Raw genomic sequence first — 21,682 nt, forward strand, 5'->3', positions numbered from 1 at the left:
TCAATATCCCCGGTTGCGGTCGACCACGCCGGCGACCTGCTCGCCCTGCGCGAATTTACGGATTTTTTCGGTGACCTGCACCACGCTTTCGCGGCGCAGGGTCAGCGCCGAGATGTGCGGCGTGATCGTGATGCGCGGCTCCTGCCAGAACGGATGCTGCAGCGGCAGCGGCTCGTTGCGGAACACGTCCAGCGTGGCGGCGGCGATATGGCCCGACTTGATCAGCGTGACCAGGTCGGGCTCGGCCAGATGAGCGCCGCGCGCCACGTTGATCAGGAACGCGCCCTGCGGCAGCTTGCACATATTGGTGCGGCTCATGATGTTGTTGGTGTCCGGCGTCAGCGGCAGCATGCAGACCAGCACCCGCGTGCCGCGCAGGAAAGTGTCCAGCCCATCTTCGCCGTGGAAGCACTGCACGCCCGGCATGGCTTTTTGCGTCCGGCTCCAGCCGCGCAGCGGGAAGCCGAACGGCGCCAGCGCCTCCAGCACGCGCGTACCCAGCACGCCCATGCCCATTACGCCGATCGCGAAGTCTTCCTTGTGGTGCTGTGGCAAAGGCAGCCACTGGCCCGCGCGCGCCTGTGCCTCGTATTCGTCCAGGCGGCGATAGTAGCGCAGCACCGAATGCGTGACGTATTCGGCCATCTGCATTCCCATGCCCGCGTCTTCCAGGCGAATGATGGGGATGTGCGCCGGAATCGCGTCCGAAAACTTGAGGATGGCGTCGACACCGGCGCCGGTGACGAAGATCGCCTTGACCTGCGCCAGCTCCGGCAGCATCGCTTCCGGCGGCGACCACACGACGGCGTAGTCGCAGGCCTGGTTTTTTTCGCCGGCGTGCCAGATTTCGACTTCGGCCTCCGGCAGGTACTTGCCGAAGTCCTTGATCCACGGCTCGGTCTTGCCGTCCGATCGATGTAAAAGAATACGCATGATGATCTCCTTTACGCCGCTGTCTTGAACGCCAGCAGCGGCGCGCCATCGGCCACCTGGTCGCCCACGCTGTACAGGATTTCGTCGACCACGCCATCGTGCGGCGCGGCGATGGTATGCTCCATTTTCATGGCTTCCATGATGACCAGGGCATCGCCCTTCTTCACTTCCTGGCCTTTGGCGGCCAGCACCGCGACCACCTTGCCCGGCATCGGCGCGGTCAGGCGGCCGCCTTCGGCCTCGGATTCGCCGGCGTGGGCCATCGGGTCGTTGTAGGCCAGCGGATAGTGGGCGCCGTTGGTGAAGACGTGGAACATGTCGCCGTCGCGGCGCACGGTGCCATGCACGGCCTGGTCGCCCAGCTTGATGCTGAAGTCATTCCCCTCTTGCGACATCAGGCTCAGGACCTGGGGTTGCGCGCTGTTCACGCTGAACAGCCAGTCGGCGGCTCGATAGCTGACGTTGGCGCTGTAAGGCTTGGCCGCCGCGAATTCGTCGCTGAACGACAGCGCGCGCACATACGGGTGGTTCATGCGCCAGCCCAGCGCCTGGCCCCACGGATCGGCGGCGTTGGCGCCCGATTGCGCGGCCGAGCGCTCCTTCTCGGATTCGATCAGCGACACGGCGGCCAACGCCAGCGCGGCGTCCGGCGCGGCCTGTGCGGCCGGGAACAGCGTGTCGTGATTGCGTTCGATCAGGCCCGTGTCCAGGTCGGCGGTGGAGAAAGCCTGGCCTTCGACGAGGCGCTTGAGGAAGGCGATGTTGGTGCTCAGGCCGACGATCTGGTATTGCGACAGCGCTTGCGACATGCGGGCCAGCGCCTGCTTGCGGTCCGCGCCCCAGACGATCAGCTTGGCGATCATCGGATCGTAGAACGGCGAGATCGCATCGCCGGCGCGCACGCCGGAATCGATGCGCACGCCGGCCGGCAGGTCGGGCGAGCCGCCCAGCTCGAACGTCACCGCGCCCGGCGTGTCCATGTGGCGCAGCGTGCCGATCGACGGCAGGAAGCCCTTCTCCGGATTCTCCGCGTAGATGCGCGCTTCGATCGCATGGCCGTTGATGGCCAGCTCGGTTTGTTTTTTCGGCAGCGGCTCACCGGCGGCGACGCGGATCTGCCATTCGACCAGGTCGGTCCCGGTGATCATTTCGGTCACCGGATGCTCCACCTGCAGGCGGGTGTTCATCTCCATGAAGTAGAACGAACCGTCCTGGTTGGCGATGAATTCCACCGTGCCGGCGCCGACGTAGCCGACGGCCTTGGCGGCGGCTACGGCGGCTTCGCCCATCGCCGCGCGGCGCTCGGCCGGCATGTTCGGCGCAGGCGCCTCTTCCAACACCTTCTGGTGGCGGCGCTGCACCGAGCAATCGCGCTCGAACAGGTAGATGCAATTGCCGAGCGTGTCGGCGAACACCTGGATTTCAATGTGGCGCGGACGCTGCAGGTACTTCTCGGCCAGCACCTTGTCGTCGCCGAAGGAGCTGATCGCCTCGCGCTTGCACGATGCCAGCGCGTCCTTGAACTGCGCCGAATTCTCGATCACGCGCATGCCCTTGCCGCCGCCGCCGGCCGAAGCCTTCAGCAGCACCGGGTAGCCGATCTTGTCGGCCTGCGCGTGCAGGAAGTCGGCGTCCTGCTGCTCGCCGTGATAGCCGGGCACCAGCGGTACGTTGGCCTTCTCCATCAGCTGCTTGGCGGCGGACTTGGATCCCATCGCGCGCATCGCCGATGCCGGCGGCCCGATGAACACCAGGCCCGCCTCGGCGCAGGCGTCGGCGAATTCGGCGTTCTCGGACAGGAAGCCGTAGCCGGGATGGATCGCCTGCGCGCCGGTGGCCTTGGCCACGGCGATGATCTTGTCGCCGCGCAGATAGCTTTCCTTGGCGGCGGCGGGACCGATCAGCACAGCCTCGTCGCACACGGCGACGTGCTTGGCGTTGGCGTCCGCCTCCGAATAGACAGCAACGGTCTTGATGCCCATGCGGCGCGCGGTGGCGGCTACACGGCAGGCGATTTCACCACGGTTGGCGATCAGTATTTTTGTAAACATGGTCTCTCTCTTTGCAGCTTGTGGCTGGAAGTTTTTTTATTGTGTGGTGGTTCGGCGAGGCTGGATCAGCAGCCGCACTTTTCCTTCGGTGCCGATTCAAGCACGGCGCCGCGGGTTTTCAGGCCCAGTTTCGCCAGCAGCGCGCGGTCGTCTTCCGCTTCCGGATTTTCGGTGGTCAGCAGCTTGTCGCCGTAGAAGATCGAATTGGCGCCGGCCAGGAAGCACATCGACTGCACCGCTTCGCCCATCTGGCGGCGGCCCGCCGACAGGCGCACGCGCGCCTTCGGCATCGTGATGCGGGCGACGGCGATGGTGCGCACGAATTCGAGCGGGTCCAGCGGATCCATGCCGTACAGCGGCGTGCCCTCGACCTGGACCAGGTGGTTGACCGGCACCGATTCCGGATACGGATTCAGGTTGGCCAGCTGCGCGATCAGGCCGGCGCGCTGCAGGCGGGTTTCGCCCATGCCGACGATGCCGCCGCAGCAGACCTTCAGGCCAGCTTCACGGATGCGGCCCAGCGTGTCCAGGCGGTCCTGGTATTCGCGGGTCGAGATCACGTTGTCGTAGAACTCGGGCGCGGTGTCCAGGTTGTGGTTGTAGTAATCGAGGCCGGCCGCTTTCAGGCGCTCGGCCTGCTTTTCCTCCAGCATGCCCAGCGTGGCGCAGGTCTCCAGGCCCAGCGCCTTCACTTCGCGCACCATCTCTTCGACCTTGTCCATGTCGCGGTCTTTCGGGCTGCGCCATGCCGCGCCCATGCAGAAGCGGGTCGCGCCGTTGTCCTTGGCCTGGCGGGCCGCGTCCAGCACGGTGTCGATGTCGAGGATTTTCTTGGCTTCGACGCCGGTGTCGTAGCGCGCCGCCTGCGGGCAGTAGCCGCAGTCTTCCTCGCAGCCGCCGGTCTTGATCGACAGCAGGGTCGCCAGTTCGACGTCGCCGTCGGGGAAGTTGGCGCGGTGCGTTTGCTGCGCGCGGAACATCAGGTCATTGAACGGCAAGTCGAACAGCGCCATCACGTCTTCCAGCGGCCAGGTGGCGGCGGGCGGCAAGGTGATCGCGGCCGTCGGACGGTGCAGGGAAACGGTTTTCGGTTCTTGGAGGGTGTTCAGGGACATCGTGATTCCTTCTTCGTTCAAAGTTTGTTCTGAGCTGGCCAATACGGCAGCTGCGTAAAGTCGATATGGGCGGCCGCCGCTTCGGCGCCCGGCTGTTCCAGGCGCGGCACGCGGCCCAGCAGCGGCGCAGCGATCCGCTGTTCCAATGCTGCGACGTTCTCGTCGGCGAACTCCATGTCCGCCTGTGTTTCGTTGGCGACCCAGCCGGCCAGTTTCAGGCCGCGCGACTCGATCGCCTCCACCGTCAGCAAGGCGTGGCTGATGCAGCCCAGCCGCAGGCCGACCACCAGCACCACCGGCAGGTCGAGCTGCTCGGCCAGGTCGGCGGTGTCGAAATCGTCGTTCAGCGGCACGCGGAAGCCGCCCACGCCTTCCACCACCACCGCGTCGGACGCGGCGTGGATCTCGACGTAGGCCGCCAGGATAGGCACCGGCGAAATCGTGATGCCTTCCAGCGCGGCGGCGATATGCGGCGCGGCAGGCTCCTTCAGCAGGAACGGCGTGGTGATCGACTGCGGCAGGTGGACGTTGCCGGCGGCGGCCAGCTGGTCGCAGTCGTCGTTGTGCCATGCGCCGTCGCGCAGCTCGGCGCCGGCGGCGACCGGCTTCATGCCGCAGGCGCGCACGCCGGCCTGCACCAGCGCGTGCAGCATCGCCGATGAAACCAGCGTCTTGCCGATTTCGGTATCCGTGCCGGTGACAAAACAGCAAAAGCGCGGCGGTATGCCGGTGGTCACGGGGGCCGGTTGCACCTGCGTCTGCGGTACATCCACTGCTATCACGGGATCGTCGAGACTCATATCAAGTCCTTTCCAATGCATTGATCGCGGCTATCAATTTTGCTACTTCCATGCTGCTATGCCCTGCGGACAGCGTCACGCGCAGGCGCGAGGTACCCAGGGGGACCGTCGGCGGCCGGATGGTGCCCACCCACAGCCCCTGCTCGTACAAGGCCGCCCCGGCGCGCATGGTTTCAGCATTATCGCCGATCAGGATGGGCTGGATCGCCGTGTTCGAGGGCAGGCGCTGCCAGCGCTGCAAACGCAGGCCATCGTCCAATTGTGCCACCAATGCCTGCAGATGGGCGCGGCGGTTGCGGCCCTCGTCGCCTTCCAGCAGTTCAAGGCTGGTCAGCAGCGCGTGCGCCAGCGCCGGCGGGGCGGCGGTGGTGAAGATGTAGGGGCGGGCCTTCTGGATCAGCGTTTCGATCACCGTTTCATGCGCGGCGACGAAGGCGCCGCCCACGCCGGCGGCCTTGCCCAGCGTGCCCATATAGACCAGGTACGGCGAGCGCAGGTTGAAGTGCTCCAGCGCGCCGTGGCCGTTGGCGCCCAGCGTGCCGAAGCCGTGGGCGTCGTCGATGACCAGCCATGCGCCGTGTTGTTCGCACAGGGCCAGCAGCTCGGGCAGCGGCGCCAGGTCGCCGTCCATGCTGAAGACGCTGTCGGTCACCACCAGCTTGGTGGCGGCTTTCGACGCCGCCAGCATGGCCGCCAGCGCTTCCAGGTCGGCATGCGGGTAGACCTTGACGCCGGCGCGCGACAGCCGCGCGCCGTCGATCAGCGAGGCGTGGTTCAGCGATTCGGAGAAGATCTCGGCCTCGCGGTCGCCGGCGGTCAGGCCGGTGATGATGGCGAGGTTGGCCATGTAGCCGGTGCAGAAGGTCAGCGCGCGCGGCGATTCCAGGTGGGCGCCGACGAATTCCACCAGGCGCTGTTCCAGCATGGCGTGGGCGCGGCCATGGCCGCTGATCAGGTGCGAGGCGCCGCTGCCGACGCCGTACATCGCCGCGCCTTCCTGCAGCGCGAGTTTCAGCTTGCGGTGATTGGCCAGGCCGAGGTAGTCGTTGCTGCAGAAGGCCAGCAGTTCGCGGCCGTCCACCGACACGCGCGGTCCGCACGGCGAATCGACGGTGCGGCGCCGGCGTATCAGGCTGCGTTCGTCCAGCGCCCGCAGCTGTTGGTTGAGTTGATTGAGCAGTTCCATGGTCAGCCCGCCATCACTTTGTCGAACACGGCCAGCGTGTTGGCGGCCAGGCCGTCGATTTCCTCGTCATCGAGGATGTACGGCGGCATCATGTAGACGGTGGAGCCGATGGGGCGCATCAGCAGCTCGTGCTCCACCGCCGTGGCGAAGAAGCGGCGCGAGAAATGGGGTGCGGCGTCGACGGCGTCGAAGGCCCAGATCATGCCGCGCTGGCGGAAGTTGCGCACCTGCCGGTGTCGCGCCAGCGGTTGCAGCGCGGCGGTCAGGCGCTCGGCCTTGGCGCGGTTGGCGTTCAGCACGTCGTCTTCCTCGAAGATCTGCAGCGTCGCCAGGGCGGCGCGGCAGGCCAGCGGATTGCCGGTGTACGAGTGCGAGTGCAGGAAGCCGCGCGTGACGTCGCTGCTGTAGAAGGCCTGGTAGATCTCGTCGCGCGTCATCACCAGCGACAGCGGCAGGTAGCCGCCGCTGATGCCCTTGGACAGGCACAGGAAGTCCGGCCACACGCCGGCCTGCTCGCAGGCGAAGAAGGTGCCGGTGCGGCCGCAGCCGACGGCGATTTCGTCGAGGATCAGGTGCACCGAATGACGGTCGCACAGTTCGCGCACCAGCTTCAGGTACAGCGGATCGTGCATCGCCATGCCGGTGGCGCATTGCACCAGCGGCTCGATGATGATGGCGGCGATCTGGTCGCCCCGTTCGGCGAACAGGCGTTCGACATCAGCCGCGGCGCGGCGTGCCACGTCGGCCGCCGTCTCGCCTTCGGCGGCATTGGCATTGCGAGCGTCCGGCGACATCACCGTTTGCGAGGCGCGCAGCAGCGGGCCGTAGGCGTCCTTGAACAGCGCGACGTCGGTGACGGCCAGCGCGCCGATGGTTTCGCCGTGGTAGCTGCCCTTGAGGCAGACGAATTCCTGCTTGCCGCTCTTGCCATTGTTGCGCCAGGAGTGAAAGCTCATCTTCAGCGCGATTTCGACGGCGGAGGTGCCGTCGCTGGCGTAGAAGCTGTGGCCCAGCACATGGCCGGTCAGCGCCGACAGCTTTTCGGACAGTTCGATCACCGGCTCGTGCGTGAAGCCGGCCAGCATCGCGTGTTCCAGCGTATCCAGCTGGTCTTTCAGGGCCGCGTTGATGCGCGGGTTGGCATGGCCGAACAGGTTCACCCACCAGGAGCTGATCGCATCCAGGTAGCGGCGGCCTTCATGGTCGTACAGCCACGCGCCCTTGCCGCTCTTGACCGGAATCAGGGGCACGGTTTCGTGGTGCTGCATCTGGGTGCACGGATGCCATACGCTGCGCAGGCTGCGTGCTACCCAGTCGCTTTGTTTATTCAATTCCAAAACAACTCCAAACTCTGTTAGCCGAGCCAGCCCGGCTTGCGCTTTTCCAGGAACGAGGCCACGCCTTCGCGGCCCTGCTCCGACGCGCGGATATGGGCGATGCGTTCGGCGGTATCGGCCAGCAGCGCATCGTTGACGGTTTGTCCGACCACGTCGCGCACCAGCACTTTGGCTTGCTGCACGGCGTTCGGGCTGTTGTTGACCAGCGCCTTGACGATCTCCGCCACCTTGGCGTCGAGCGCATCGGCTGCCACTACCTCGTGGGCGAAGCCGATGCGCAGCGCCTCCTGCGCGCTGAAGCGTTCGGCTGTCAGGAAGTAGCGGCGCGAGGCGTTCTCGCCCATGGCCTTGATCACATACGGCGAAATGGTCGCGGGGATCAGTCCCAGTTTCACTTCGCTCAGGCAGAAGTTCGCCTCGTCGGCCGCGACGATGATGTCGCATGCGGACACGAGGCCCATGCCGCCGGCGTAGCAATCGCCCTGCACCTTGGCCACGACGGGCTTGGGACACAGGTAGATCGTGCGCAGCATCTCCGCCAGTTGCAGAGCGTCGGCGTGGTTTTCGGCGTGCGTGTAGCCCGCCATTTTTTTCATCCAGTTCAAGTCGGCGCCGGCGCAGAAGGCCGGGCCGTTCGCCGCCAGCACGATGGCGCGCAGATCGGCGTCGGCGCCCAGATCGCGGAAGGCCTGCGTGATTTCGGCTATCGTCGTTTCATTGAAGGCGTTGCGCACGTCGGGGCGGTTCAGCGTGACGGTCGCGGTCTTGCCTTCGCGGCTGATGTCCAGAGTAGTAAAGCTCATCTTCAGTCCTTGATGGTGTATTTGATTTCGGTCGGCATGCCGACCGATTGCAGGAAGCGCTCCGTCTGCGGCAGCCAGACGGCCACGCCGTCCCGGCTGGAGCTCATCGTGTGCGCGTCGTGCTTGAACGGGCCGTAGGCCACCAGCTGCGCCTTGCCGCCGGCGCCGGTATAGGCCGCGTACAGGCTGGCGGCCAGCTTGGGGCCGAAATGGGTATCGTTGGCGCCATAGAACCAGATGCTTGGCGTGGTGCTTGCCGCGCCGTAGGCCTTGAAGGCGTCGACCAGCGCGGCCTGCCAGTCGCAGTGCGACTGGCTGTTGACGCCGCCGGCAAAGTTGATCACGCCGCGCACGCCGCTGATGTTGTGACTGCCGGCGGCAAGCGCCGTCAGGCCGCCGTGCGACTGGCCGGCGATGATCACGTGCTCCTGATCGGCCCACGGCTGCTTCATCGCGTATTCCATGGCGAAGTACAGCGACGTGGCCTGGTCTTCGCCGTTCTCCCGCGCCTTGCAGTGCGAATTGACGTAGGTGCCGCCCGAGCCGGCGAAGCCCTTACGCATCGGGATCACGACCGCGTAGCCGCGCTTGACGAACTCGCGGCTGATGACCGGATAGCGGGCCCGCTCCTGCCGGTGCGCGTCGCCGCCGTTTTTACCGTGGTTCATGAACAGCACCGGGAACGGGCCGTCGCCTGGCGGCTTGAAGATGGTGGTTTGCAGGCTGATTTCTTCGCGGCCTATCTTGGCCGGAACCGATACGACCTGTTCGTTCATGCGGGCGTCGACAGCAGGCAAGGCGGCGGCCGCCGCTCCGGCGCAAACCAGTGCGGCCGGAAGCAGTGCCGCGCCTTGAAGATATCGGTTCCGCATGTCCATCCCTTACATCCGGAACACGCCGAACTTGGTGTCCCCGATTTCGGCGTTCAGCGCGGCGGACAGGCCCAGGCCCAGCACCATGCGCGTATCGGCCGGGTCGATGACGCCGTCGTCCCACAGGCGCGCCGTGGCGTAGTACGGGTGGCCCTGGTGTTCGTATTGATCCTTGATCGGCTGCTTGAACGCCGCTTCTTCCTCCGCCGACCACGAGCCGCCCTTGCCTTCGATGCCGTCGCGCTTGACGGTGGCCAGCACCGACGCCGCCTGGTCGCCGCCCATCACCGAGATGCGGGCGTTGGGCCACATCCACATGAAGCGCGGCGAGAACGCGCGGCCGCACATGCCGTAGTTGCCGGCGCCGAAGCTGCCGCCGATGATGACGGTGAACTTGGGCACGGCGGCGGTGGCGACGGCGGTCACCATCTTGGCGCCGTTGCGGGCGATGCCTTCGTTTTCGTATTTGCGGCCGACCATGAAGCCGGTGATATTTTGCAGGAACACCAGCGGGATCTTGCGCTGCGCGCACAGCTCGATGAAGTGCGCGCCCTTCAGCGCGGACTCGGAGAACAGGATGCCGTTGTTGGCGATGATGCCGACCTTCATGCCGAAGATGTGGGCGAAGCCGCAGATCAGCGTGGTGCCGTAGCGCGCCTTGAATTCATCGAATTCGCTGCCGTCGACGATGCGCGCGATCACTTCTCGCACATCGAACGGCTTGCGGGTGTCGACCGGGATCACGCCGTACAGTTCTTCGGTGGCGTACTTCGGCTCCGCGGCTTCGCGCAAGGCGCCCTGCTGCGGCTTGCTGCGGTTCAGGTTGGAGACGATGGTGCGCGCCAGCGACAGCGCATGCAGGTCGTTCTGCGCCAGGTGGTCGGCCACGCCGGACAGGCGGGTGTGGACATCGCCGCCGCCCAGGTCTTCCGCCGTCACCACCTCGCCGGTGGCGGCCTTCACCAGCGGCGGGCCGCCGAGGAAGATAGTGCCCTGTTCCTTGACGATGATCGATTCGTCGCTCATCGCCGGCACGTAGGCGCCGCCGGCGGTGCAGGAGCCCATCACCACGGCGATCTGCGGGATGCCCTTGGCCGACAGGTTGGCCTGGTTGTAGAAGATGCGGCCGAAGTGGTCGCGGTCCGGGAACACGTCGTCCTGGTTCGGCAGGTTGGCGCCGCCCGAATCGACCAGGTAGATGCACGGCAGGTTGTTCTGGTCGGCGATCTCCTGCGCGCGCAGGTGCTTCTTGACCGTCATCGGGTAGTAGGTGCCGCCCTTGACGGTGGCGTCGTTACAGACGATCACGCACTCCTGGCCGGCCACGCGGCCGATGCCGGTGATGATGCCGGCCGCCGGCGCGGCGTCGGCGCCGTTGGCGTCCTGGTACATGCCGTAGGCGGCCATTTGCGACAGTTCGAGGAAAGGCGTGCCGGGATCGAGCAGCATCTGCACGCGGTCGCGCGGCAGCAGCTTGCCGCGGGCGACGTGCTTGGCCGACGCCGCCTCGCCGCCGCCGAGGGCGATCCTGGCGATCTTGTCGCGCAGGTCGTCCACCACGGCCTGCATGGCGGCCGCGTTGGCCTTGAAATCCTCGCTGCGGGGATTGAGTTTGCTTTCGATCTGCGGCATTGCTTTTCCTTTATTGCGCGTGGTCTCGGACGCGTCGTAGTGATTTATTCCGGAAAACTACCGTCAACGTAAAACCAGCGTGCCCCGCCTTCGGCCGGCTCGCGTACAAAATTACTGATCTCGTGCAGGCGCTGCGCCCGGCCATTGATCTTGAACCGCGCGACAAACTCCACCGTATCCCTGGTCGGGTCGGTCTCTTCTGCTTTACGTTGACGTAAACGTAAAGCAGATTTTACCTCAAGTCCCAGCCACTGCAATTTTTCTTCGTTGCTCATAATCGGCTCGGCGGGACGGGTGCTGGCGTGCCAGGTCGCCATCAGGTAGGGCTCGTTGCGCTGGACGTAGGCCGTATAGCGCGAACGCATCAGCGTTTCAGCCGTCGGCGGGATGGCGCCGCCTTCGATAAACGGGCCGCAGCAGGTGGCGAGGGATGGGCCGCCGCAGGGGCAGGCCACGGACGCGATAGACTTCTTGGACATGTTTTGGGGCGGACTGGCTGGTGGTGCAATCCCGCATTATCCGCCAAATAGCCGCATTCCGCCGGGCTTGCCGTTATGCCATGTGTACAAATATTGTTATTTTCACCGGTCTGATACGTACACGTTTTCTGTAACGCTATTACACTAGAGGCGTTAGGAGAATTGAATGAGCCAGACCAGTTTTGAATTCAAGGCGGACGCCAACGACAGTTCGCCGCTGTACATGCAAATTGCCCGTAAATTAAGCGATGATGTACATAACGGCCGCTACCAGGTGGACCAGGCGCTGCCGTCCGAGCGGGCCCTGTCGGAGCTGCTGAACGTGTCGCGGGTCACCGCGCGTAAGGCCATCGACCAGCTGGTGGACCAGGGATTGGTGGTGCGCCGTCGCGGATCGGGTAATTATATTGCGCCGCGCATTGAACAGCCGCTGTCGAACCTGACCAGTTTTTCCGAACAATTGCAGCAGCGCGGCCATATTCCCGGTTCGCGCTGGCTCAAGCGCGCCATCGTCACGCCGACGCCCGAGGAGCAGCTGAGCCTGGGCTTGTCGCCGTATTCCAAGGTCGCGCGGCTGGAGCGCCTGCGCCTGGCCGACGACGTGGTGATGGCGTATGAGGTGTCGGTGCTGCCGCAGACCATCCTCAACGATCCGAACGCGGTGGGTGCGTCGCTGTACCAGTACCTGGAAAGCATAGGCCAGGCGCCTGCGCGCGCGCTGCAGCACATCCGCGCGATGAACGCATCGGCCGAACTGGCCAAACAGCTGGGCGTGCCCGAGGGGCAGGCCGTGCTGTACATTACTCGTATCGCCTATCTGGAATCGGGCGAGGCAATGGAGCTGACGCACTCGTATTGCCACAGCGATCACTATGACTTTGTAGCGGAGATGCGCCGCGCAACCTGAGCCTCCTATGCTGAAAACCGAAACGCCGAGTACGCAGCATGCGCAGCTTGACCTGTATTCGGTTGAGGCTTTGGTGGCAGCGCTGATCGACGACCAGTCGCAGGCGCTGCAGGCGGTGCAGGCCGCCGCCCCCGGCATTGCCGCCGCCGTCGAGGCGATGACGCCGCGCATCGCCGCCGGCGGACGCCTGGTGTATGTAGGCGCCGGTACTTCCGGCCGGCTCGGCATCCTCGACAGCGTCGAGCTGTTCCCCACTTTCTCCTGGCCGCACCAGCGCGCCGTCGCCCTGCTGGCGGGCGGCCTGGGCGCCATGTTCGAGGCGGTCGAGGGCGCCGAGGACGACCGCTCCAAGGGCGCGGCCGATCTGCGCCTGCTGTATCCCGTGTATAACGACGTGGTCTTGCTGATGGCCGCATCCGGCACGACGCCGTATGTGCTGGGCGCGCTGCACGCCGCGCGCACCGTGGGCGCCTTGACGATCGGCATCGCCAACAATGCGGGCACGCCAGTGGTGACCGATGCCGATATCGGCATCGTCCTCGACACGGGGCCCGAGATCATCTCCGGCAGCACGCGCTTGAAAGCGGGCACGGCGCAAAAAATCGTCCTGAACACCTTGTCGAGCGCGTTGATGGTGCGGCTGCACAAGGTCTACGGCAACCTGATGGTGGACCTGCACGCGACCAACGCCAAGCTGATCGAACGGGCGGTGCAGCTGACCATGCACGCCACCGGCAGCGACGCCGCCACCGCGCGCGGCATGCTGGAACAATGCCATTTCCAGGTCAAGATCGCCATCGTCGCCCTGCTGAAAAAACTGACGGTCGACCAGGCCCAAACCCTGCTGGACGAAGCCGATGGCGACGTCCGCGCCGCACTCAGGTAGAACATGGACAGAAGAACTTTTCTCGCCGCGCTGGCCGCGGCTGCAACGACATCGATCGCGGACGCCGCGGCGGAGCGGCAGCGCCTCGGCGTGCAGCTCTACACTTTGCGCAACGAGCTGCAGCAGGATTTCGAAGGCAGCTTGCGCAAGGTCGCCGCGATCGGCTACAAGGAAGTGGAGTTCGCAGGCTATTTCGGCCGCTCTCCCGCCGAGGTGCGTAAAGTGCTGGACGCCGCGGGATTGTCCGCGCCGTCGGCCCACGTCGACTACAAGTTGCTGGGCGCCGACTTTCCGAAAACGATAGCCGCCGCGCGGACCATGGGCCACCGGTATCTGGTCGTGGCGTGGATGGACCCGGCCGGCTGGGGCGACCTGGAGACGTGGAAGCGCGCCGCCGACGCCTTCAACAAGGCCGGCGAGATGTGCAGGCAGGCGGGGATGCAGTTCTGCTATCACAACCACCACTTCGAATTCATCGCGGCCGGCGGGCAGTTTCCGTACGAGCTGCTGCTGAAGGAATGCGATCCGCAACTTGTGAAGATGGAAATGGACCTGTGCTGGATGGCCGCCGCCGGTGCCGATCCGCTGGATTATTTCCGCCGCTACCCCGGACGTTTCCCGATGGTGCACATGAAGCAGTTGAAGAAAATCCCGCCGCACACGGGCATGCTGCCGTTTGAGGCGGCGACGCCGGAGATCACCGAAGTCGGCCCGGGCGTGGTCGATTTCCAGAACATCCTGGCACACCGCCGGCAGGCCGGCATCCAGCACTACTTCGTCGAGCACGACGCCGCCAAGTCGCCGTTCGCCAGCATCGAAGCCAGCTACCGCTATCTGCAAGGCATCCAGGCTTGACCGCAAGTTTTTGCCTTGTATCTATTCCGAACCCCGGCGTCTGTATCTATCTCCAAAACGCCGTCGAGCCCACAATCGTCGTATTGACACTACGATGGAATCTCGATGAAAACCAAATACACCCCGGGCTTTATCTTCGGCGCCGCGCGCGTCGACGCCGCCACCGCGCACGCCGTGCTGGAGCAATGCCAATTCCAGGTCAAGCTGGCGCTGGTCGTGCTGCTCAAGAAGCAGACGATTGAACAGGCCCAGCTGCTGTTGGACCGGGCCAACGGCAACGCTTGCGCCGTCCTCAGGACCTGAGGAGCATGGCATGGAAAACCCGGCCAAAGCCTGGAGCGGCGCGGCTGCCGCAAAATATGCGCGCGGCAGCATCAATTTCTACAATGCGCCCGTCTACGAATATGTGAGGTCGACCGTGGCCGATCGCGAGGCGCAGGATTTGTCGGCGCAGCTCGATTGCCTGCGTTTGGAAAGCACGCCGGCCTATACCTGGAGCGTCACCAATCTGACCAACAGCTACCGGAGCGCCGAGCAGGTGTCGCATGCCGAGCGCGAGGCCATCTTTCTGCGCGCGCTGGAAACCACGGTCATTTTCGACCGCATGGTATCGACGGTGGCCCACAGGATCGCGCTGATGCATACACGCGGCGCACCGTTGTCGAGCGGCAGCAACAGCTATGTGAGCGTCAACGGCAGCGAGGCAGTACGCGTGAGCACGCTGGTGCCGGCAGTGCCTGCCTATGAAGTGGTGGATGAACAGCGCGCCAATGGAGCGCATCGCCTGGAGCTGGGTACGGCCGGCACAGGGGAGCTGGAATGCTTCCTCAGCGTGGTACAGGCGCGCGGCAAGGACGAGGCCGACCTGACGATCATGCTGACCCAGCAAGCGGGCTACTGGATATTGACCCTGGTGCATCCGACCAAGGGTTCCGCCAGGATTCTACTGAGCCGGGGAAGGACTTCGGTGGGCGGTTCGGTCGCCGTGTCGGCCACGCCGACCCCGCCGCCGCTGCGCGGCGCCAGCGTGACCAGCTTTCGGATGGGCGCCAGCACTACTGTGTGGGGCAACTGAGAATTATTTGGCGGCGCTGGCCATGCCGTCCTGCATGATGACGGCCATGTTGTCGAACATGGCCACCCAGGCTTGGCGATGCGCGGCATCGAACACGGCGCCGGCCCGGTCGGCGATGGTGTCGATCAGGACGTCGCGCATGACGCTGAAATAAGCATGCTTGACCTCGTAGTGATGGTGACGCACGCCGGAGGCGCGCAGCAACAGCAAAAGCGTGGCGGGCCGGTCCACCAGCTCCACGGTTTCGGCCAGCGTGTGGGTCAGCCGGCCCTGCTGTTCGGTCATGTCGCCGGAGAACAAGCCGATCACGCCCGGCGCGACAGTGAACAAAGCGCGGTAAAAGTCGTTGCCGAAATCACCCGGCGCATCGACCGCGGCCTGCCAGCCGGCCTTGATCATCCCGGCCTGTTCCTCTCCAATGTCCAGCAGCCACAGCTCGGCGGCCTTGACCTGGGCCTTGCTGGGTGCGCGTGACGTGGAGGCGGCGGACGTTTTGGTCATGGGCAAGCTCGTGGTGGATAATAAAGCAACAGCGGAGTATAACCGGGAATGTACAGGCGGCCGGTATGGCATGTTATAACTTGGGTCAAAGCAAATTAGGGTCGACGCGTGGCAAGAACCAAATATCAGGTATTGGCCGATGAACTGGCCGAGGCGATAGGCAGCGGCAAGCTGGCTCCGAACGCGCGCCTGCCGTCCGTGCGCGAATTGATGCAGCAGCATCAACTGAGCCTGGCCACCGTGACCAACGCCTTGCATACGCTGGAGCGGCAAGGACTGGTCGAGCCGCGCGACAAATCTGGGTACTTTGTCAAGACGGTCGTGCAGGACGAGGCGCCGCAGGCAGCCGCCGTGCCCGCAGCGGAGGCGCTGCTGTCCACGCGCAACTGGGGGCCGGCGCAAGACCTGTTTCCCGAGCAGCGCTGGCAAAGCCTGCTGGCGCGGGTGATACGCCGCCATCCCTTCCTGTCGACCCGCTACGCGCAGGGCTTCGGCCATCCGCTGCTGCGCGCCGAGCTGGCCAGGCGCAGCGCCGAGAACGGCTGCTTCCTGAAGGAGGACGAGCTGATCGTCACGCAGGGCGCGACCGAAGCCCTGCTGCTGGCGCTGCGCGCGACCACCGAGGCCGGCGCGCGGGTGCTGGTGCAGGCGCCGGTCGGCGTGCTGTTCGGCCGCCTGCTCGAGACCTTGTCGCTGGTGCCGGTCACCATCACCAGCGGGGTGGATGATCCCGGTTTCCTGCCCGAGGTGCAGGCGGCTCTGGAAGGCGAGGACGCGCCCAAGGTATTCCTGCTGGTGGCCAATTACCATTTCCCGGCCAGCGCGCTGATGCCGCTGATCGTCAAGCGCAACCTGCTGCGGCTGTCGGAGAAACACGATGTGACCATTATCGAGGACGACGTCTACGGCGATTTGCAGCACGAGGGCGCGCGGCCGCTGACGCTGAAGTCGTTCGATCTCAAAGGCAACGTCGTGTACGTCAATTCCTGCTCGAAAACACTGGCGCCGGGTTTGCGCGTCGGATGGCTGGCCGCCGGCCGCTGGCGCGAACGGGTCGAATACCTGAAAAGCGCGTCGGCCAGCAGCGTCAGCGAGTTGTCGCAGCTGTTGCTGGCCGAGTTTCTGGCGGAGGGCAGCCATGTGCCGCACCTGCGCAAGATCCGCAAGGAATTGAAGAGCCGCAGCGATGAATATATCGCGCTGTTGCAGCTGACGCTGGGCAAGACTGTTAAGCTGGGCCAGGTGGCGGGCGGGTATAGTTTCTGGCTGCCGCTGCCGCCCGCTACGCCGGCCGACGCGATCCAGTCGCAGATACGGCTGCACTGGCCGCTGCTGGACGCCCAGGACGCGCCCGATTCGCCGCAGCTGGTGGTGGTGTCGAAAGGCATGTGCATCAACACGTCGATCGCGCTGACGGACCCGCTGCGCCAGTCGCTGATGTCGTTTTGCTTTTATCTGCGCGCGCTGTATTGAGTTAAAAAGGATTTATGGAACAAGCACGCAATCCCTGGGCCTGGGTGCCGAGTATTTCATTCAGCCAGGCCGTGCCGTACGTGGCGGTGATGATGTTGTCGACGGTGATGTACAAGAACCTCGGCATTTCCAATACCGACCTGGCGTTTTACACGGCCTGGCTGTACCTGCCGTGGGTGATCAAGCCGCTGTGGTCGCCCGTCGTCGAGCTGTTCGGCACCAAGCGGCGCTGGATCGTCTTGCTGCAGTTGCTGACCGGCGCGGCGCTGGCGACGGTGGCGCTGACTTTGCACCTGCCGCAGTTTTTCGCCATGAGCCTGGCGGTGCTGTGGCTGATGGCGTTCAGCTCGGCCACCCACGACATCGCGTCCGACGGCTACTACATGCTGGGCTTGCCGACGCAGCGCCAGCAGGCGGCGTTTGTCGGCGTGCGCAGCGCCTTCTACAAGCTGGCGATGATCGCCGGGCAAGGCGGGCTGGTGTACCTGGCAGGCCAGCTGATGCTGTCCAGCGGCGATCCGGCGTTCGCCTGGTCGGTGGTGTTCGGCGCGATGTCGGCGCTGTTCCTGCTGCTGTGCGCATATCACCAGTTCATCCTGCCGCGCCCGGATTCGGACCATCGCGTTGCCGCCGGCGGCGCGCTGTGGGCCGATTTTCTGACCACCTTCCGCAGTTTTTTCCACAAGCCGGGCATCAAGGCCACGCTGGGATTCCTGCTGCTGTACCGCCTCGGCGAGGCGCAGCTGCTGAAAATGGCGGCGCCCTTCCTGCTCGATCCGCGCGCGCAGGGCGGGCTGGGCTTGACGACGTCGCAGTTCGGTCTGGTCTACGGCACCATCGGCGTGTGCGCGCTGGTGCTGGGCGGGCTGGCCGGCGGCCTGGTGATTTCGCGCTTCGGCCTCAAGCGCAGCCTGTGGCCGATGGTGTTCATCATGCACGTGCCGGACCTGGTGTTTGTCTATCTCGCCACCGCGTTGCCGACCAATACCGTGTTGATCTCGGCCTGTCTGGCGGTCGAGCAGTTCGGCTATGGTTTCGGCTTTTCCGCCTTCATGCTGTACATGATCCTGGTGGCCGACGGCGAGCACAAGACCGCGCACTACGCGATCTGCACCGGCTTCATGGCCCTCGGCATGATGTTGCCGGGCATGGTCAGCGGCTGGATACAGCAGCACCTGGGTTATCAAAATTTCTTCATTTGGGCCTGCATTTCGACCCTGCCGGCCTTTGCCATGACCGCGCTGGTGCGCATACCGTCCGAATTCGGCAGGAAATAAGCGGCCGCCGCATTACAATACGGTGCTCAACTGAATCGGGGAATGGTTTTGGTGTTTGGTAAATTCAATGCGAAGAAGCGGCTGACCTTGTCCGCGGGCGTGGCCGGTGTCGTGGCGGCGCTGCTGGAAGCTTGCTCCAGCACACCGACCGCGCCGGCGCCGGACGCTCCCGGCGCGGCGCCGCGCCCGCCCGGCACGCCGCCCGCCGCGCAGCCGGTCGATCCCAACATGCCGCCGCCGGCGCCGCGCGAATTCCGCGCCGCCTGGGTGTCCACCGTCGCCAACATCGATTGGCCCAGCCGCAGCAACCTGACCCAAGCCAAGCAGCAGGCCGAAGCCATCGCCATCCTCGACCGTTCGCGCGCGCTGAACCTGAACGCCATCGTGCTGCAGGTGCGGCCGAGCGCGGATGCGATCTACCCGTCCGAACTGGAGCCGTGGTCCGAATTCCTCACCGGACAGCAGGGCCGCGCGCCGGCGACGGCCTGGGATCCGCTGCAGTTCTGGATCGAGCAGGCCCACGCGCGCGGGCTGGAACTGCATGCCTGGTTCAATCCCTACCGCGCCCGCCACGCGACGGCCAAGTCGCCGCTGGCGCGCAACCACATCGCCAACACCAATCCGGACGCGGTCAAGAGCTACGGCCGCTACCTGTGGATGGATCCGGGCGAGTCCGCCGCGTCGCAGCACACGCTGGACGTGATCCTCGACGTGGTGCGCCGCTACGATATCGACGGCGTCCACATCGACGATTATTTCTATCCCTACCCGATCGACGCGGCCGCCAATACGGCCGCGCCGGAAGGCGTGGCGCTGGACGCCGGCGTGGGCCAGAAGCAGGAGCTGGAATTCCCCGACCAGCCGTCGTGGCAGCGCTATCTGCTGGGCGGCGGCACGCTGGACCGCTCCGGCTGGCGCCGCCAGAACGTCAACTCGCTGATCGAAGCGCTATATCTCGGCATCCACAAGGAAAAGAGCTGGGTACGCTTCGGCATCAGCCCGTTCGGCATCGGCCGCCCGGACCGCCGCCCCGCCGGCATCGTCGGCTTCAGCCAGTACGACAAGCTGTACGCGGACGCCGAACTGTGGCTGGCCAACGGCTGGCTCGACTACCTGGCGCCGCAGCTGTACTGGCCGGTGGAGCAGGCGCCGCAGGCGTTCGGCGTGCTGCTCGACTACTGGCTGGCGCAGAACACCCGCGCCCGCCACGTGTGGCCGGGCTTGTACACCAGCCGCATCGACAACAGCGCCAAGGCGTTCGCGCCGGAAGAAATCGTCAAGCAGATCGGCGTGACGCGCAGCCGCAACGGCGTGCAGGGCCATCTGCATTTCAGCATCGCGGCGCTGATGGAAAACCGCAAGGGCATCAGCGACCAGCTGCGCACCCAGACTTATCAAAGCGCGGCGCTGGCGCCGGCCAGTCCGTGGCTGGGGTCGGAGCTGCCGGCGGCGCCGGGCGCGTCGGCGCGGCGCGAAGGCGGCGGCGTGGCGCTGAAGCTGTCGGCCGGCGGCGGCAAGCCGGTGGCGCATTATGCGATCTGGTCGCGCTACGGCAACGAGTGGCGCTTCGCGGTGGCGCCGGCTTCGCGGCCGGTGATCCTGTTGCCGGACGACGCGGCGGGCGGCACGGCGCAAGCCGTGGTGGTCAGCGCGATCGACCGGCTGGGCAATGAGAGTGAACGTATCAGCGTATTGCGCTGAACTGAGGAGCAAGCATGGACCGTCTCGGGCTGGGCATCGACGCAGGTGGAACGCAGACGCGCTGGGCGCTGGCCAACGCGGCCGGCGGGATCGTGGCCGAGGGTTACGTGGCCGGCTTGTCGGCCACGCAGATGGGCGACACCAAGGGCCGCGACGCGGTGCGCGGCATCTTCTCGATGCTGGCGACGCAGGTGCTGGCCATCGGCCAGCCGCAGCGTGTGTGCGCCGGCCTGACCGGCTTCGACGGCCTGGCCACGCTGCCGGCGCAATGGCTGGCCGAGTTGCTGAGGATTTCGCCGCAAGACGTGGCCTTGCGCAACGACGTGGAAATCGCCTACCTGGACAGCTTTGCGCCGGGCGAAGGCTACCTGGTCTACGCCGGCACTGGCTCGATCGCCGCTTTCATCGATGTGGACGGGACTTTCCATCGGGCCGGCGGGCGCGGCGTGACGCTGGACGACGGCGGCGGCGGCTTCTGGATCGCGCGCGAAGCGATGCGCCACATCTGGCGGCTGGAGGACGAGGAGCCGGGCGTCTGGCGGCAGTCGGCGATGGCGCGCGCGGTGTTCGAACAGGTCGGCGGCAGCGACTGGGCCTTGTCGCGCCAGTTCATCTACGGCCAGGACCGGGGCGCGATCGGCACGCTGGCGCTGGCCGTCGCCGCCAGCGCCGATGCCGATCCGGTGGCGCGCGGCATCCTCGAACAGGCCGGCGGCGAGTTGGCGCGCATCGGGCTGGCGCTGGTGCGCCGCTACGGTCCGCGTCCGCTGGCGCTGAGCGGCCGCGCCGCCGATCTGCATCCGCTGATCGCCCAGGCCATGCGCGCGGCGCTGCCTGACGGCCAGCAACTGCGGCAAAAAGAAGCCCAGGCGCACCACGCGGCCGCGCGTATTGCTCTACACTCCTGATATTGAATCGCTGCCGAGACCGCTTATGATGAAAATCCTCCCGCTCACAGTCATATCCACCGCCATGGCCCTGCTGGCGGGTTGCGCCACCGTGCCGCCCCCGGGGCCGCGACTGGATAGCTCGCTGACCTCGCGCAGCCAGAGCGACCGCATCAAGTACATCATCATTCACTACACGGTCAGCGACCTGCCGCGCTCGATCAGGACCCTGACCCAGGACGTGGTCAGTTCGCACTACCTGCTGACGGACACCGAGCAGCCGTTTTTCTACACGCTGGTGGATGAATCGCGCCAGGCCAATCACGCCGGCCTGAGCAGCTGGGGCATCTACAACCAGCTCAATTCGGCCTCGATCGGCATCGAGATCGTCAATCCGGGCTTCACTGAAACGCCGCAAGGGCGCGTGTATGCGCCGTTCAAGCAGGCGCAGATCGATCAGCTGATCCTGTTGTTGAAGGACATCGTCAAGCGCCACAACATCAAGCCGGAAAACATCCTCGGCCACAACGATATCGCGCCGCAGCGCAAGCAGGATCCGGGGCCGATGTTCCCGTGGAAGCAGCTGGCCGACGCGGGCCTGGTCACGTGGCCGGAGCCGAGCCGGGTCGCCGCGCGCATGCCGGGCTTCCAGGAGCAGTTGCCGGAAGTGTTGTGGTTCCAGCGCAAGCTGGCCGAGTTCGGCTATGCCGTGCCTCAGACCGGCGAGCTGGATGAAGCCACCCGCACCGTCATCACGGTCTTCCAGTCCAAGTATCGCCAGTCGCTGTATGACGGCATGCCGGACGCGGAAACGGCAGCCATCCTTGACGTATTGACCGCGCCGAAGCCGGTGCTGCCTCCGCCACCACCGGCCGCGCCGGTACAGGGCGCGACGCCGGCCGAATAAGCCAG

The 21,682-nt window shown here is 65.6% G+C and carries 21 protein-coding genes; 10 read left to right on the plus strand and 11 right to left on the minus strand.

Annotated features, from left to right (window positions below):
* The 10 genes from ACCD07_RS12120 to ACCD07_RS12165 all read right to left on the minus strand — a co-directional run bounded on the left by ACCD07_RS12120 (window position 1) and on the right by ACCD07_RS12165 (window position 11,208).
* A complete protein-coding gene (locus tag ACCD07_RS12120; RefSeq protein ID WP_176653307.1) occupies window positions 1-933 on the minus strand; it encodes a 2-hydroxyacid dehydrogenase in 933 nt (310 codons plus the stop codon).
* 11 nt (window positions 934-944) lie between these two features.
* Window positions 945-2,984 (minus strand): acetyl/propionyl/methylcrotonyl-CoA carboxylase subunit alpha, encoded by a 2,040-nt coding sequence (locus ACCD07_RS12125; protein WP_413447470.1) that lies wholly within the window; start codon window positions 2,982-2,984, stop codon window positions 945-947.
* Between the two features lie 65 nt (window positions 2,985-3,049).
* Window positions 3,050-4,099: a biotin synthase BioB gene (bioB, locus tag ACCD07_RS12130; RefSeq protein WP_176653309.1), complete on the minus strand. Its 1,050-nt coding sequence runs from the start codon at window positions 4,097-4,099 to the stop codon at window positions 3,050-3,052.
* A 17-nt stretch (window positions 4,100-4,116) separates the two neighbouring features.
* Window positions 4,117-4,899 carry a dethiobiotin synthase gene (gene bioD / locus ACCD07_RS12135; RefSeq protein ID WP_353401701.1) on the minus strand — a complete coding sequence of 261 codons (783 nt, stop codon included), beginning with the start codon at window positions 4,897-4,899 and terminating at the stop codon, window positions 4,117-4,119.
* Between the two features lies 1 nt (window position 4,900).
* Window positions 4,901-6,085 carry an 8-amino-7-oxononanoate synthase gene (gene bioF, locus ACCD07_RS12140; protein ID WP_413447471.1) on the minus strand — a complete coding sequence of 395 codons (1,185 nt, stop codon included), beginning with the start codon at window positions 6,083-6,085 and terminating at the stop codon, window positions 4,901-4,903.
* 2 nt (window positions 6,086-6,087) lie between these two features.
* Window positions 6,088-7,422: an adenosylmethionine--8-amino-7-oxononanoate transaminase gene (gene bioA, locus ACCD07_RS12145; protein WP_413447472.1), complete on the minus strand. Its 1,335-nt coding sequence runs from the start codon at window positions 7,420-7,422 to the stop codon at window positions 6,088-6,090.
* Window positions 7,423-7,439: 17 nt separating this feature from the next.
* The gene (locus tag ACCD07_RS12150) at window positions 7,440-8,225 is read right to left on the minus strand and encodes an enoyl-CoA hydratase/isomerase family protein (protein ID WP_353401696.1); all 786 of its coding nucleotides are present in this window, start codon (window positions 8,223-8,225) and stop codon (window positions 7,440-7,442) included.
* 2 nt (window positions 8,226-8,227) lie between these two features.
* Window positions 8,228-9,097, minus strand: coding sequence for a dienelactone hydrolase family protein (locus ACCD07_RS12155; protein WP_413447473.1), 870 nt, complete (start codon window positions 9,095-9,097; stop codon window positions 8,228-8,230).
* A 9-nt stretch (window positions 9,098-9,106) separates the two neighbouring features.
* Entirely contained in the window at window positions 9,107-10,729 is a 1,623-nt protein-coding gene (locus tag ACCD07_RS12160) for a carboxyl transferase domain-containing protein (protein ID WP_413447474.1), read from the minus strand.
* 44 nt (window positions 10,730-10,773) lie between these two features.
* Window positions 10,774-11,208 (minus strand): YchJ family protein, encoded by a 435-nt coding sequence (locus tag ACCD07_RS12165; RefSeq protein WP_176653316.1) that lies wholly within the window; start codon window positions 11,206-11,208, stop codon window positions 10,774-10,776.
* 166 nt (window positions 11,209-11,374) lie between these two features.
* On the opposite strand from ACCD07_RS12165, the gene ACCD07_RS12170 reads away from it, so the two are divergent.
* The 5 genes from ACCD07_RS12170 (at window position 11,375) to ACCD07_RS12190 (ending at window position 14,931) form a co-directional block, all read left to right on the plus strand.
* On the plus strand, window positions 11,375-12,115 hold the full coding sequence (locus ACCD07_RS12170; protein WP_176653317.1) for a GntR family transcriptional regulator: 741 nt from the start codon (window positions 11,375-11,377) through the stop codon (window positions 12,113-12,115).
* Between the two features lie 7 nt (window positions 12,116-12,122).
* The gene (locus tag ACCD07_RS12175) at window positions 12,123-13,001 is read left to right on the plus strand and encodes an N-acetylmuramic acid 6-phosphate etherase (RefSeq protein WP_353401689.1); all 879 of its coding nucleotides are present in this window, start codon (window positions 12,123-12,125) and stop codon (window positions 12,999-13,001) included.
* Between the two features lie 3 nt (window positions 13,002-13,004).
* Entirely contained in the window at window positions 13,005-13,856 is an 852-nt protein-coding gene (locus tag ACCD07_RS12180; RefSeq protein ID WP_413447475.1) for a sugar phosphate isomerase/epimerase family protein, read from the plus strand.
* 105 nt (window positions 13,857-13,961) lie between these two features.
* Window positions 13,962-14,159, plus strand: a complete 198-nt coding sequence (locus ACCD07_RS12185; protein ID WP_176653320.1) for a hypothetical protein — start codon at window positions 13,962-13,964, stop codon at window positions 14,157-14,159.
* Window positions 14,160-14,169: 10 nt separating this feature from the next.
* Window positions 14,170-14,931 carry a hypothetical protein gene (locus ACCD07_RS12190; protein ID WP_413447476.1) on the plus strand — a complete coding sequence of 254 codons (762 nt, stop codon included), beginning with the start codon at window positions 14,170-14,172 and terminating at the stop codon, window positions 14,929-14,931.
* Window positions 14,932-14,934: 3 nt separating this feature from the next.
* Here ACCD07_RS12190 and ACCD07_RS12195 read toward each other — a convergent pair whose 3' ends face one another.
* On the minus strand, window positions 14,935-15,432 hold the full coding sequence (locus ACCD07_RS12195) for a globin domain-containing protein (protein WP_176653322.1): 498 nt from the start codon (window positions 15,430-15,432) through the stop codon (window positions 14,935-14,937).
* Between the two features lie 108 nt (window positions 15,433-15,540).
* On the opposite strand from ACCD07_RS12195, the gene ACCD07_RS12200 reads away from it, so the two are divergent.
* The 5 genes from ACCD07_RS12200 to ACCD07_RS12220 are packed head-to-tail and all read left to right on the plus strand — an operon-like array spanning window position 15,541 to window position 21,677.
* Window positions 15,541-16,905 (plus strand): PLP-dependent aminotransferase family protein, encoded by a 1,365-nt coding sequence (locus tag ACCD07_RS12200; RefSeq protein ID WP_413447477.1) that lies wholly within the window; start codon window positions 15,541-15,543, stop codon window positions 16,903-16,905.
* 14 nt (window positions 16,906-16,919) lie between these two features.
* Complete coding sequence (locus tag ACCD07_RS12205; RefSeq protein WP_413447478.1) at window positions 16,920-18,182, plus strand: MFS transporter; 1,263 nt, start codon at window positions 16,920-16,922, stop codon at window positions 18,180-18,182.
* A gap of 42 nt (window positions 18,183-18,224) precedes the next feature.
* On the plus strand, window positions 18,225-19,883 hold the full coding sequence (locus ACCD07_RS12210) for a family 10 glycosylhydrolase (RefSeq protein WP_176653325.1): 1,659 nt from the start codon (window positions 18,225-18,227) through the stop codon (window positions 19,881-19,883).
* Window positions 19,884-19,897: 14 nt separating this feature from the next.
* Window positions 19,898-20,791, plus strand: coding sequence for an N-acetylglucosamine kinase (locus ACCD07_RS12215; protein ID WP_413447479.1), 894 nt, complete (start codon window positions 19,898-19,900; stop codon window positions 20,789-20,791).
* A 28-nt stretch (window positions 20,792-20,819) separates the two neighbouring features.
* Window positions 20,820-21,677, plus strand: a complete 858-nt coding sequence (locus ACCD07_RS12220) for an N-acetylmuramoyl-L-alanine amidase (RefSeq protein WP_176653495.1) — start codon at window positions 20,820-20,822, stop codon at window positions 21,675-21,677.
* The last annotated feature ends 5 nt before the right edge of the window (window positions 21,678-21,682 follow it).

The organism is Duganella sp. Dugasp56 (genome assembly GCF_047304105.1).
GTDB classification, from domain to species: domain Bacteria; phylum Pseudomonadota; class Gammaproteobacteria; order Burkholderiales; family Burkholderiaceae_D; genus Rugamonas; species Rugamonas hordei.